Origin of the sequence: Pseudomonas sp. E6002, from assembly GCF_013385565.1 — a bacterium.
GTDB lineage: Bacteria > Pseudomonadota > Gammaproteobacteria > Pseudomonadales > Pseudomonadaceae > Aquipseudomonas.
The window spans coordinates 45,318-58,203 of record NZ_JACAPT010000022.1 but is presented as its reverse complement, the minus strand read 5'-3'; the positions used below and the strand labels follow the sequence as shown (position 1 = coordinate 58,203).

Sequence of the window (12,886 nt, the reverse complement as noted above, 5' to 3'; positions counted from 1 at the left end):
CAGTGTTTTCCAGGCCCATCATGGCCGAGAAATCGTCGGTACTGGACTCGCTGCTGGCGGTCACCCCCAGTAATGGCAGCTGCCCCAGCACGTCAGCCTGGCTGCGGATATTACTGACTTCGCGCTCCACATCGTCAGCCAGTTCGCTGCGCCCGCTGCTCACCAGCTTGTCCCGGGCCAGGGAGAGTTTCGCCAGGTGCTGGGACGCAGCGAGCAACGGCGGCAGATAGCGCGCCGCCTCGGGCGTACTGACGCCGCTGGCGTACTGGTTCAATTGCTCCAGGTTGGCACCGAGTTCGCGTTCGGCTTGCAGCAACAGGGCTTGCGGGTCGCCGGCCAGCTTACCGGCGGCCAGCAGGTCGGTCTTGCTGAAGGTGTCCAGGTCGGCAAGGCTGGGGCGCAGGTTTTGCGCCAGCTCTGCGGGTAACTCATCCAGCTGCTGCAACAGGTTTTCCAGACTCTGGCTGGCGCTGCTCAGGCGCAGGGCGTCGCCGCTGGCGAGGTAATCGTCGATATTGCGCGCGGCCTGGTTCTGGAACGTCTGCGACAGGCCAAGGTAGCGCTCCATCAGCAGGTAAGGCCGTTCCAGGGCACGTTGCGACCACCAGAGCGTAGCGCCCAGGGCCAGGCAAACGGCGACCAGAAGGAGGGTGTTCAGATTCGTCAGCAGCTTCAGGCGCATGCGTGGTTTCAACCGACAGCAGAAGTAAGTGCCTGAAGTTATTGCGTTTCCATTACAGAGTTATGACGGATTCGGTGGATTCCGGTGAAAAGGTGGCACTTTGCTTTGATGCGCGCGCCGACATCACCCGGTTACGCCCGGCATCCTTGGCGCGGTACAGCGCCTCGTCGGCCTGGGCCGCCATCATCAGGCTGTCGGAGCCGTCGCAGAGCTCCACCACGCCGGCACTGAACGTGCACCACAAATCCTGGGGCTGGGCGGGATAGTGAATCTCGGCGAAGCGCCCGCGAATCTCGTCAAGTACTTGGCAAGCCCTGTCGAGGTCGGTGTCGGGCATCACGATGGCAAATTCTTCGCCGCCGTAACGGCCTATATAGTCGGTCTTGCGCAGGCGCTGCTTGAGAAACAGCGCGAGGCTCTTGATCACCCGGTCGCCCATGGGGTGGCCGTGGCTGTCGTTGACCCGCTTGAAGTGGTCGATGTCGAGCATCGCAAAACTCAGCGGCTTGCTCTCGCGGCGCGCGCGGAAGCTGCAGTCTTCGAGCAGTTGCAGGATGTGGGTGTGGTTGTACAGCCCGGTGAGGCTGTCGCGTACCATCCGCGCCTTGAGGTTGCGTGCCCGCGCGGCGCGGTTGCGTACGGTGGTGATCAGGTGCCGGGGCTTGATCGGCTTGGTGAGGAAGTCGTCGCCGCCTTCGCTCATGGCGTCCAGTTGCTTGTCCAGGTCGTCTTCGGCCGAGAGATAGATGATCGGCACGCTGACGTAGCGGTCATTGTGACGGATCACCTTGGCCAGCTCGGTACCGGTGCAGGCCGGCATATACATGTCGAGGATGATCAGGTCGGGCTGGAAGTCCGCCAGCTCGGCCATGGCCTGGATCGGTTCGATCAATGTGCGGGTGACGATGCCGGCGCTGTTGAGCAGGCGCTCGGTGTGCATCGCCTGGGCCCGCGAGTCGTCGATGATCAGCACTTTATAAGGTTCGTACTGGGCGACGCAGGTCAGCACTTCGATTTTTTCCAGCAGGCTCGACGCCTCCAGGGTGCCGGTGAGGAACTCCTGGCCGCCGGCGCGCACGGCGGCCAGGCGGGTGGGGGTGTCGGTTTCGTGCAGGCTGAAAAACAGCAGTGGCAGCTTTTGCTCCAGGCCTTCCTGAGCTTCGGCGGCGAGCTTCAGGCCGAGGCCGGCGCCGCAAAAATCCACATCCATCACAATGGCCGCCGGCAAGCGCTCGGCCATGGATGAGCGAAACGCCGCCACGCTGTCGAGGGACTGGGCGCTCAAGCCGAAAAATTCCAGCTGCTTGGCCAGGCGGTCGGCGCGGTCGTGATCGGCCAGCATCACGTAGATCGGCTTGCGCATCGGCGGCAGCAGGGTTTGTTCCAGCTGGTCGCCCTGGCGCAGCCCGGTGCGCGACAGGCGCTGCATCAAACGGTTGAGTTCGGTGATCAGGTGGCTGCTCAGGCGGCCGCGGTTGTCATCCACCGCCTTGAGTGATGCGCCGATCTGGTGCGCCAACTGGCCGTGTTCCGGCTGCTCAAAGCGTTCGGCAAAGCGCAGCAGGCGCAGGTTGGCCTCACTGAGCTCTGACAGGTCAGTGGTCGACCATTCGCTGCGTTGCAGGCGCTGCCAGATCTCAAGAATTTGACGTGCCTGATGAATTACCCGCTGGGCAAAATGGTGCTTGAGACGCTCACGGCTGGGGTCTTCTGGCTCGGTCATATCCTGACTACTAGTTAGGCTGCATGCTGAGGTCGAACTGATGGCTCTATGCTAGCACCTCTTTTCCGTTGCACGAGTGTCATACGTCAATTAACTGCAAGGTCGCAGAGATTCATTTATCGACCATGCAGTCGCGCGGGCGTAAACAGCGTGCATCCTTTATAGTCGAACCGCGTACTCGCGCCACCCTGGCTAAAAGCGCCGCACTGCTCGGCACGATGGGGCAGGGTTGTGGTCGTAGCTATTGAACTCAAGTGATTGAAAGGATATCGCCATGCTGGACTGGAAAAACCGCGCAGGCAGTGCAAAGGGCCCGGCCCCTGAAACCAAGTCGGCCCCCCGCAGCTATTTCCGTAACCTGCTGATGAGCCGTGCGTTGCTCTCGCTGGTTGCGTTGTACCTGTTGGTCACCGGTGCCCTGGGTTGGTACTGGAGCGAAGAGCCTGCGTTGTTCCCGGTCCAGCAGAATGCGCAAATTGCCGCCGAGAAGGATGGCAAGCAGATGGTGGTGGGCTTTACCACCGTCGAAACCCTCAAGACGGTGGTGGGCACCCTGCTGAACAAGCCGGGTGGCTACATTTCCAACGACCGTTTCCCGCCGGGCCTGTGGATGGACAACATGCCGAGCTGGGAGTACGGCGTACTGGTGCAGGTGCGTGACCTGACCCGTGCCCTGCGCAAGGACTTCGCCCGCTCCCAGTCGCAGTCGGCGGAAGACGCAGACCTGGCCAAGGCCGAACCGCGCTTCAACTTCGACAACAAGAGCTGGGTGCTGCCGTCCAGCGAGTCGGAATACCAGGAAGGCATCAATTCCCTGAGCCGCTACGAAGCGCGCTTGTCCGACCCGAATCAAAAAGGCGCTCTGTTCTATGCACGTGCCGACAACCTCAACAACTGGCTGGGTGATGTGGCGACCCGTCTGGGCTCGCTGTCGCAACGGCTGTCGGCCAGTGTGGGCCGGGTCAAGCTCAACACCGCGCTGAAAACCGAAGCGCTGGCGCCGGGTGAAGTGCCGCAGGTCGACGAAGAAGTGGTGGAAACCCCGTGGATGCAGATCGACAACGTGTTCTACGAAGCCCGCGGCCAGGCCTGGGCCTTGTCCCACCTGCTGCGCGCCATCGAAGTCGACTTCGCCGACGTGCTGGCCAAGAAGAACGCCACCGTCAGCGTGCGCCAGATCATTCGTGAGCTGGAAGCTTCGCAAGAGCCGGTATGGAGCCCGATGATTCTCAACGGCAGTGGCTTTGGCATCCTGGCCAACCATTCGCTGGTCATGGCCAACTATATTTCCCGGGCCAACGCTGCAGTGATCGACCTGCGTCAGCTCCTGAACCAGGGTTGATGATGGACGCTTCCACCAGGGAGGCAGCGCACCGCGCCGCCTCCGACGCCGAACTGATTGCCTGGGTCGACGAGCAGGACAACCTGCTCGGCAGCCTCGTACGTTCCGATCTGCGCCGGCGCGGGCTGATCGGGCGCTGCACCTTTATTTTCCTGTTCAACTCGGCCGGTGAGCTGTGTGTGCACCGGCGCACCCTGAGCAAAGCCATGTACCCGGGTTTCTGGGACACGGCGGCGGGCGGAATGGTGGCGGCCCACGAGTCCTATGCCGAATCGGCGGCCCGTGAGCTGGAAGAGGAGCTGGGTGTCAGCGGCGTCGAACTGACCGCCCACGATCACTTCTACTTCGAAGACGGCGACAGCCGGCTCTGGTGCACCTCGTTCTCGGCCGTGTGGGACGGGCCGCTGCGAATCCAGCCGGAAGAAGTCATGGAGGCGCGCTTTCTGCCCCTGGCGACGGTGCTTCAGGAGGCCGAGCAAAAGCCCTATTGCCCGGATGCCCAGGAAGGGTTGCGTCGTTATTTGGCCCTGCGTCGCTAAAGTTGCATAAATTGGCGCGATTTGGCTCTTAGCAAGGGGCCTTTTTGCCGTTACACTGCGCGACTTTTCAGGCTGAACCGCTCTCGCGGTTCAGTAGCGCTGCCCCTGCCTGAGTGGGGCTTCGCGGTCGATGACCCCATCGATCAGTCTTTGTCCTCCCAAGAGGATTGCCGGTGGCCAAAAAAGCCGCATCCTTCGCCGCCCTTGGTGGCCTGGTATTTTCCACCGACGCAGGTCGACACTGCCCGGACTGTCGCCAGCCCGTGGACGCTTGTACCTGCAAAACAACCCTGATTCCCGAAGGCGATGGTATTGCCCGCGTTCGTCGCGAGAGCAAGGGCCGTGGCGGCAAGACAGTGACCACCATCACTGGTGTGCCCCTGGCCGAAGAAGCCTTGAAGGAACTGGCCACCACGCTGAAAAAGCGCTGTGGCACCGGTGGCGCCCTGAAAGACGGCGTGATCGAGATCCAGGGCGACCACGTCGAGTTGCTGTTGGCCGAGCTGATCAAGCTGGGTTACAAGGCGAAGAAATCCGGCGGCTAGCAGCCTCTGTGAAAACCACCCCGATAGCCCGCTGGCTGAACGCGAACTGTCGTCCCCATGGTTTTCACAGAGCCTGTTCCTGACCGGTGTCTAAACTCTGTCCTGCAAGTGGGGTCTACCCCTCTCACAGGCAAATCGTCATTTTCATTCTTTAGACTGCGCCAGCCTCTGATCAGGCCGGTGCACTTCGACTTCATTTATAGGGGACTTCGATGTCCGTACGACGCACACGCAAAGACGATGGCAGCCAATGGACAGTTGCGGACAGCCGCAGTGTTTACGGGATTCGCCATTGGGGGGCCGGGTATTTCGCGATCAATGATGCCGGTCGCGTTGAAGTCCGTCCGAACGGCCCGAACAGCACGCCTGTGGACCTGTACGAGCAAGTCGACGAGCTGCGCAAAAGCGGCCTGTCCCTGCCGTTGCTGGTGCGCTTCCCCGACATCCTGCAAGACCGCGTGCGCCAGCTGACCGGCGCGTTCGACTCCAATATCGAGCGCCTGGAATACCAGAGCAAATACACCGCGCTGTACCCGATCAAGGTGAACCAGCAGGAAGCGGTGATCGAGAACATCATCGCCACCCAGGACGTGTCCATTGGCCTGGAAGCCGGCTCCAAGCCCGAGCTGCTGGCCGTGCTGGCCCTGGCCCCGAAAGGCGGCACCATCGTCTGCAACGGTTACAAGGACCGTGAGTTCATCCGCCTCGCGCTGATGGGCCAGAAGCTGGGCCACAACGTGTTCATCGTGATCGAGAAAGAATCCGAAGTCGGCCTGGTGATCGAAGAAGCCGCCAACCTCAAGGTCAAGCCACAGGTGGGCCTGCGGGTGCGCCTGTCGTCCCTGGCGTCGAGCAAGTGGGCAGACACCGGTGGCGAGAAATCCAAATTCGGTCTGTCGGCGGCGCAATTGTTGTCGGTGGTCGAGCGCTTCCGCGCGGCGGGCCTGGACCAGGGCATCCGCCTGCTGCACTTCCACATGGGTTCGCAGATCGCCAACCTGGCCGACTACCAGCACGGGTTCAAGGAAGCCATTCGTTACTACGGCGAACTGCGCAACCTCGGCCTGCCGGTAGACCACATCGACGTGGGCGGCGGCCTGGGCGTGGACTACGACGGTACCCACTCGCGTAACGCCAGCTCGATCAACTACGACATGGACGACTACGCCGGCGTGGTCGTGGGCATGCTCAAGGAATTCTGCGACGCGCAGAGCCTGCCGCACCCGAACATCTTCTCCGAGAGCGGCCGTTCCCTGACCGCCCACCACGCCATGCTGGTGGTGCAAGTCACCGACGTCGAGAAGCACAACGACGACGTGCCGCTGATCGAAAACAAGGAAAGCCTGCCGGAAACCGTGCAATGGCTGGTGGACCTGCTGGGCCCGACCGACATTGAAATGGTCACCGAAACCTACTGGCGCGCCACTCACTACATGAGCGACGTGGCAACCCAGTACGCCGACGGCAAGATCACCCTGGCCGAGAAGGCCCTGGCTGAACAATGCTACTTCGCCGTCTGCCGCCGCCTGCACGACTCGCTGAAAGCCCGCCAGCGTTCCCACCGCCAGGTGCTGGACGAACTCAACGACAAGCTGGCCGACAAATACATCTGCAACTTCTCGGTCTTCCAGAGCCTGCCGGACACCTGGGCGATCGGCCAGGTGCTGCCGATATTGCCGCTGCATCGCCTCGACGAAGAGCCGCTGCGCCGTGCGGTGCTGCAGGATTTGACCTGCGACTCCGACGGCAAGATCAAGCAATACGTCGACGAGCAGAGCATCGAGACCAGCTTGCCGGTGCACGCTGTGAAAGAAGGCGAGGACTACCTGCTGGGGATCTTCCTGGTGGGTGCCTACCAGGAAATTCTCGGCGACATGCACAACCTGTTCGGTGACACCGACTCGGTGAACATCTACCAGCGTGACGACGGTTCGGTGTACAGCGCCGGGATCGAGACCCACGACACCATCGAAGACATGCTGCGCTACGTGCACTTGTCGCCGGAGGAGTTGATGACTCATTACCGTGACAAGTGCGCCAGCGCGAAGATCACGGCGGCGGAGCGGACTCAGTTCCTGGATGCGTTGCGTCTTGGTTTGACGCGTTCGTCGTACCTGTCCTCTTAAGCACACCGCTTCCAGGCTGACAAAGATCTCAATGTGACAGAGATCCAGTGTGGGAGCGGGCTTGCTCGCGAAGGCGGTGTGTCAGTCGATACATGTGCAGACTGATACACCGCCTTCGCGAGCAAGCCCGCTCCCACACTGGATCGCCGCAAGTCCTGCAGTTTTTATAGGGCCTGAATAATGTCGAAAAAGCTCCTGCAAGTGTTCACCCTGGCCATCGCGACGCTGCTCGCAGCCTGCTCCCCGATCAAAGTGCTCAACGCACTCACCCCCACCAGCACCTTCACCAAAACCTCCTCCCTCGCCTACGGCGATGACCCCCGCCAGAAACTCGATATCTACCGCCCCGTCACCGCCTTGCCCGACGCGCCCGTCGTGGTGTTTTTCTATGGCGGCAGCTGGAACAGCGGCTCCAAGGATGACTACGGTTTCGTCGGCGAAGCCCTGGCCTCGCGCGGCATCGTGGTGGTGATCGCCGACTACCGGCTTTACCCGCAAGTGCGCTACCCACTGTTTTTGCAGGACGGCGCCCAAGCAGTCGCGTGGGCGTATCAGCACAGTGCCGAATACGGCGGCGATCCCCGCAAGCTGTATGTGATGGGCCACAGTTCCGGTGCGTACAACGCCGCAATGCTGGCGCTGGACCCGCAGTGGCTGGCCGGGGTTGGCCTGTCGCCGTCAGTCTTCAAGGGATGGATCGGCCTCGCCGGGCCGTATGACTTTCTGCCGATTGAAAACCGCGATGTGCGCCCGGTGTTCTTCTACCCGGACTCGCCGCCCGATTCCCAACCCATCAACCACGTGAGCCAAAGCGCACCCCCCAGCCTGTTGATTGCTTCGGTGGACGACAACCTGGTCAACCCCAAGCGCAACACCGGCGGGTTGGCGAAAAAGCTGCGAGCGGCGGGTGTGCCGGTGGAGGAGTTCTACTTCACCAAGACCAGCCACGCCACATTGGTGGCGTCGATGTCCCGGCCGCTGCGCTGGCTGGCGCCCGTGCTGGACCGGGTCACGGCGTTTATCACGTTCACGCCGGGCCAGTAAGCCAGCGGTCCTGCTTGTTCAGGCGCCAGGCAATTGCCCACAGCGTCAGGCTGCGCAGGGCCATGAACAGCAGGAAGGTTATCCACAATCCGTGGTTGCCAAGGCCCTGCAAGGCCCAGGCGAAGGGCAGCACAATCACCACCGTCAGCAGCATGCCGTTGCGCATTTCCCGGGCGCGGGTGGCGCCGATGAACAGGCCGTCCAGCAGGTAGCTCCACACGGCGATCAACGGCAGTACGGCGAGGTAGGGCAGGTAGATGTCGGCGGTTTCGCGCACGCTCGGGATGTCGGTTTGCATGGCGATAAACAGGTGGCCGAACACGGCGAACAGGATCGCGAAGCCGATACTCGCCAGCAACGACCAACCACAGGCCACCACCAGCGAGCGGCGCAAGGCCTGGCGGTCGTGGGCGCCGATGGCGTGGCCGCACAAGGCTTCCACGGCGTGGGCCAGTCCGTCCAGGGCGTGGGCCGTCAGCAACAGACCATTGAGCAGCAGCGCATTCGCCGCCACCGTGGCATCCCCCAAGCGAGCGCCTTGTACGGTGATCATGAAAAACACCGATTGCAGGGCCAGGCTGCGGATGAAGATATCGCGGTTCACCGCCAGCAGTGGGCGCCAGCTTTGCCACAGCTTGAGCGCGGCCCAGGCGATATGGCCAGGGTAGGCGCGCAGGGCTTTTTGGGTGAGGGCCAGGCCGAGGAGGGCGCCGGTCCATTCGGCGATCACCGAGGCGCGGGCCGAGCCGACCACACCCCAATCCAGACCCAGCACGAACCACAGGTTGAGCGCGATGTTCACGAGGTTGGTGGTCAGCAGAATCGCCAGCGGCGCGCGGGCGTTCTGGGTGCCAAGGAACCAGCCCACCAGCGCATAGCTGGCCAGCGCTGCGGGCAGGCCGAAGAGCCGGGTGTGGAAGAATTCGCGGGTCAGCTGGTTCAGTTCGGGCGAGGGCTGCATCCAGTCCAGCACCAGGCCGCTTAACGGAATGCCGATGCTGCCGAGCACTATGGCCAGGCCCAGCGCCAGCAACAGCCCCTGCAACAGAATCTGCCGCAGCGCGGCCCCGTCACCGCGCCCGGCGGCCTGGGCGGCAAAGCCGGTGGAGCCCATGCGCAGGAAACCCATGGCCCAGGCGAGGAAGGTGTACAGGCTGGCGCCAACGGCCACGGCGCCGAGTTGGTGGGCGTGGGGCAGGTGGCCGATGACCATGCTGTCCACCAGCGCTACCAGTGGTACGGAGATGTTCGACAGGATCATCGGCGCGGCGAGGGCCCACACGCGGCGGTGGGTGGGGCGGTCGCGCCAGTCGGTTAGCAGGGAAGTCATGCGGGCTCCTTTGGGGAGCGGTAGTGTAACTGTCCATTAGCTGCGCCGCAGGGCCAATGTGGGAGCGGGCTTGCTCGCGAAAGCGGTGTGTCAGTCGCCGGATGTATTGGCTGATCCACCGCTTTCGCGAGCAAGCCCGCTCCCACATTTTTGAACGCGTAGTGTCAGGTTTTGCGCGGGTGCAGGCATTCGATGGAGCGGTCGACGGTGGTCTTGGCAATTTCCAGCAAGTGCCAAACCGCCAGGATCTTCGCGCGCTGCGGGCTTTCCAGCAGCTCGCCGCAATCAAGCGCAGTCGCCGAGGCGCTGCTGAGCAGGCTGGCGGTGTAGAGCAGGGAATCTTCGAAGCTCAGGTCTTCGTTGATGGTGTGGAAGCCTTGGGATGGCAGGTAATGTTCGAGGGCGCGATTGAAGGCGGCGCGGTCGTTGAGGAGGTCGCTGGGTGGATCGGGGACGAGCTTATGCATGGTGTAACTCCACTAGAAGGTAAGGAGCTGACACCCGCGCGACTAAACGAGGGTGGCGGCTGTACGCAGGTTAGTCGACCGGCTAGTGGAACCCGGCGCACCCGAAGGTGCCCTGCGCACAGCCGCCATGAAGCATGGCGACAACTTGCGCTCACTAATTCCGGGCGACTAAACCCGATCACTGATATGCAGTGAAGGGCCGAAGACTAGCCACCCATCCCAACAGGCACAAGGCCGAAAGATTGTCTCGGAAACGTCCCTCAAATTAAAGGGATTTACCCTGCTGGCCCTTTATTAATGCACCACCCAACTGAGCACCCACAGCCCGAGCATCAACCAGATAATCCCCATGATGATCGAAGCCCGCATAAACGCGCGCACCGCCGAGTACAACAGCATCAAGCCGATAATCAGCATGAGGATGCTGATGATCGAGGTGTCCATCCCCAAGGATCTGGACAGCCCGTCGACAAAGTCGCCGCCCGCGTGGGACAGGGTATTGAACAGCCCGCTGAACAACTCGACGATAAAGTGGATGATCTGGCCGATCTTGAGACCCAGCCATCCGAAAAAGTCTGTTTGCATGTGTGTGTCCTGATAAGACGGTGGGCGTAGCTGCCGAACCTGAGCCTTTGTTCGTTATTGGCCCAAGCTAGTTCCCTTCTAGCATAGAGGTTTACGGGCCGCAGGGATTCACTTGCCTTCGCGCGGCTTGCGCCCGAAGCTATACACCTTCAGGAGCCCCCCATGAACCTCGATCACCTCACCGAACGCCTGCACCGCATCCGCGATACCAACGACTGGAAGCAGTTCCACAGCCCCAAGAACCTGGCGATGGCTGCCAGCGTTGAAATGGCCGAGCTGGTGGAGATATTCCAGTGGTTGAGCGAAGACCAGTCGCGCCAGTTGCCCGCCGACAAACTCGCCCATGCCGGCCAGGAAGTCGGTGACATCGTGCTGTACCTGCTGCTGTTGTGCAGTGAATTGGGGTTGGACATGGATCAGGTGGTACAGGCCAAGCTGGCCGACAGCGAACGGCGGTTTGCCAAATGAGCGACCGTCATTTCGACCAGTTGGCCACCCGTTTCGCCGAGAAGATCTATGGCGGTGCCAAGGGCGCGATTCGCCTGGCGGTGCTGCAGGCCGACCTGATTGAAGCGCTGCCGGACCGCCCGTTGCGGGTACTGGATATCGGCGCGGGGCTGGGCCATATGTCGCTGTGGCTGGCCGAGCGCGGCCATGATGTAACCCTGGCCGAACCCGCCGAGCCGATGCTCGAAGGCGCCCGCCAGCGTTTCGCCGAAGCCGGGCAGACAGCCACGTTCATTCAAGCCCCCTGGCAAGACCTGCTGGGCCAGCTCACCGAACCCTATGACCTGGTGCTGTGCCACGCCGTGCTGGAGTGGCTGGCCGAACCCCATGCGATCCTGCCGGTGCTGCACCAGTTGACCGCGCCCGGTGGCTGGCTGTCGCTGGCTTTCTATAACCGCGACGCCTTGATTTACCGCAACCTGCTCAAAGGCCACTTCCGCAAAATGCGCAAGAACGACATGGCCGGCGAAAAGCAGAGCCTTACGCCGCAACAACCCCTGGACCCACGGGAGTTGGCGACGCAACTAGAGGGCCTGTGGCAGGTCGAAACCCAAAGTGGCGTGCGGGTGTTCCACGACTATATGCCGGTGGAATTCCAGGCCCGCGCCGAGTTGCAGGATTTGTTGGAGATGGAGCTCGCACACCGTCGTCACCCAAGCTTTGCCGGACTTGGGCGTTATTTGCACTGGATCTGCCGTCCGGTTTAAGCGGCCCAGTCTGCGGAGGTCGAAATGAAGCGCTGTCTTGGACTGATCCTGCTGGGCCTGGGCCTGGCGGGTTGCCAAAGCCCCAACCCGTATGTGGCGGCGTCTGCCCCGATGCCGCCGGCGCCTGCCCAGGCGGCCAACACCTTTGATGCCAGCGCCTACCCGGCGCCGGTGCGCGACTACGGCGCCTACCGCAGTTGGGCCTGGCTCAACAACCAGCTGCCGGCGGGCTCGGCCTGGGCGGATTCGGCGCAGATTGCCGAGGCGGTCAGCGGCGCCCTCGACCAGCGCGGCCTGCGCCCCTTGCATGACAACCGCGCCCCCGACCTGCTGGTAAGCGCCGACGTGCGTCTGGAAAAACGCCTGCGCCAGGTCCAGGACGACTATGGCTATGGTTACGGCGGTTATAACCGCTATGGCAACGGCTACGGCATGTACAACACGGTGCCGGTGGTACGCACTTATGAAGTGACGGTGGCCGTGGCACGCATCAGCCTGTTCGACGCGCGCACCCGCCAGCCGGTATGGAGCACCAGCGCCGAAACCACGAGCCAGGGCAGCCTCAGCGAGCGCGCCGACTCGCTGCGTGAGGCGATGCAAAAGGCAATGACTGCCTACCCACCCAGTTAGCAGCTATTCTCATCTCAGGCCCGGATTGTCTTTTGGAGAAAAACCATGCTTCGTCGTATTGCTGCACTTGCTGTTGTTGTGTTGCTGGGCGGTTGCCAGACCAGCCAGGTCAACCATGATTTCGACGCCAGCCGGGACTTTGGCGCCTACCGCAGCTGGAGCTGGAAAGAACCCGCGCTGCAATACCGCCCGGATGACCCACGGATCAAGAGTGACCTCACCGAACAACGCATCCGCCAGGCCGTGGGCGAGCAGCTCGACCAGCGTGGCCTGCGCCCTGCCGCGCCGGGCACCAAGGCTGACCTGAATGTACAGACCTACCTGATCGTCGAAGACCGCCAGCAACAAGTCACCACCAATTACGGCGGCGCCTGGGGCGGCCCGTGGAATGGTTATTGGGGCGCGCCGATGTATAACGAAACCCGCAACATCACCTACAAGGTCGCGACCATCCAGATTGACTTGCTCGACGGCAAGGATGGCAAGCTGGTGTGGCGTGGCAGCGATGAGCAGATCCTCGCCAGCTCGCCTGAACCCCAAGACCGCAGTGCCGCTATTCGTGCCACGGTGACCAAGGTGCTTTCCAACTACCCGCCGCATTGATCGCCTGATCAGCCCTCCGCCAGTCGTCGATCTATGGCGACTGGCCTGCAGCCCCC

13 protein-coding genes are annotated in these 12,886 nt (G+C 62.3%); 9 read left to right on the top strand and 4 right to left on the bottom strand.

The window, feature by feature from the left end; genetic code table 11:
- Nucleotides 1–734 precede the first annotated feature (734 nt).
- Nucleotides 735–2,405: a PleD family two-component system response regulator gene (locus tag HX815_RS17350; RefSeq protein ID WP_008439016.1), complete on the bottom strand. Its 1,671-nt coding sequence runs from the start codon at nucleotides 2,403–2,405 to the stop codon at nucleotides 735–737.
- A 274-nt stretch (nucleotides 2,406–2,679) separates the two neighbouring features.
- On the opposite strand from HX815_RS17350, the gene HX815_RS17345 reads away from it, so the two are divergent.
- From HX815_RS17345 to HX815_RS17325, 5 genes are all read left to right on the top strand, one after another.
- Nucleotides 2,680–3,747 carry a DUF2333 family protein gene (locus tag HX815_RS17345; RefSeq protein WP_003217301.1) on the top strand — a complete coding sequence of 356 codons (1,068 nt, stop codon included), beginning with the start codon at nucleotides 2,680–2,682 and terminating at the stop codon, nucleotides 3,745–3,747.
- Nucleotides 3,748–3,749: 2 nt separating this feature from the next.
- Nucleotides 3,750–4,286: an NUDIX hydrolase gene (locus HX815_RS17340; protein WP_008439015.1), complete on the top strand. Its 537-nt coding sequence runs from the start codon at nucleotides 3,750–3,752 to the stop codon at nucleotides 4,284–4,286.
- 173 nt (nucleotides 4,287–4,459) lie between these two features.
- On the top strand, nucleotides 4,460–4,831 hold the full coding sequence (locus HX815_RS17335) for a translation initiation factor Sui1 (protein WP_003217297.1): 372 nt from the start codon (nucleotides 4,460–4,462) through the stop codon (nucleotides 4,829–4,831).
- 212 nt (nucleotides 4,832–5,043) lie between these two features.
- On the top strand, nucleotides 5,044–6,957 hold the full coding sequence (speA, locus tag HX815_RS17330) for an arginine decarboxylase (protein ID WP_003217295.1): 1,914 nt from the start codon (nucleotides 5,044–5,046) through the stop codon (nucleotides 6,955–6,957).
- Between the two features lie 180 nt (nucleotides 6,958–7,137).
- The gene (locus HX815_RS17325; protein WP_134325668.1) at nucleotides 7,138–8,001 is read left to right on the top strand and encodes an alpha/beta hydrolase; all 864 of its coding nucleotides are present in this window, start codon (nucleotides 7,138–7,140) and stop codon (nucleotides 7,999–8,001) included.
- Here the strand turns inward: HX815_RS17325 and HX815_RS17320 are convergent.
- The 3 genes from HX815_RS17320 to HX815_RS17310 form a co-directional block, all read right to left on the bottom strand.
- Nucleotides 7,985–9,331, bottom strand: a complete 1,347-nt coding sequence (locus HX815_RS17320) for an MATE family efflux transporter (RefSeq protein ID WP_003217292.1) — start codon at nucleotides 9,329–9,331, stop codon at nucleotides 7,985–7,987. The two genes, HX815_RS17325 and HX815_RS17320, sit on opposite strands and share 17 nt — an antisense overlap.
- A gap of 164 nt (nucleotides 9,332–9,495) precedes the next feature.
- Nucleotides 9,496–9,798: a DUF6124 family protein gene (locus tag HX815_RS17315; protein WP_023659366.1), complete on the bottom strand. Its 303-nt coding sequence runs from the start codon at nucleotides 9,796–9,798 to the stop codon at nucleotides 9,496–9,498.
- 294 nt (nucleotides 9,799–10,092) lie between these two features.
- Nucleotides 10,093–10,383, bottom strand: a complete 291-nt coding sequence (locus HX815_RS17310) for a hypothetical protein (RefSeq protein ID WP_003212934.1) — start codon at nucleotides 10,381–10,383, stop codon at nucleotides 10,093–10,095.
- A 162-nt stretch (nucleotides 10,384–10,545) separates the two neighbouring features.
- On the opposite strand from HX815_RS17310, the gene HX815_RS17305 reads away from it, so the two are divergent.
- The 4 genes from HX815_RS17305 to HX815_RS17290 are packed head-to-tail and all read left to right on the top strand — an operon-like array spanning nucleotide 10,546 to nucleotide 12,830.
- Nucleotides 10,546–10,851 (top strand): MazG-like family protein, encoded by a 306-nt coding sequence (locus tag HX815_RS17305; protein WP_017478435.1) that lies wholly within the window; start codon nucleotides 10,546–10,548, stop codon nucleotides 10,849–10,851.
- Entirely contained in the window at nucleotides 10,848–11,597 is a 750-nt protein-coding gene (locus tag HX815_RS17300) for a methyltransferase domain-containing protein (RefSeq protein ID WP_076017967.1), read from the top strand. The genes HX815_RS17305 and HX815_RS17300 overlap by 4 nt, the downstream gene beginning before the upstream one ends.
- Before the next feature lie 24 nt (nucleotides 11,598–11,621).
- Entirely contained in the window at nucleotides 11,622–12,227 is a 606-nt protein-coding gene (locus tag HX815_RS17295) for a DUF4136 domain-containing protein (RefSeq protein ID WP_008439011.1), read from the top strand.
- A 45-nt stretch (nucleotides 12,228–12,272) separates the two neighbouring features.
- A complete protein-coding gene (locus tag HX815_RS17290) occupies nucleotides 12,273–12,830 on the top strand; it encodes a DUF4136 domain-containing protein (protein ID WP_003212927.1) in 558 nt (185 codons plus the stop codon).
- The last annotated feature ends 56 nt before the right edge of the window (nucleotides 12,831–12,886 follow it).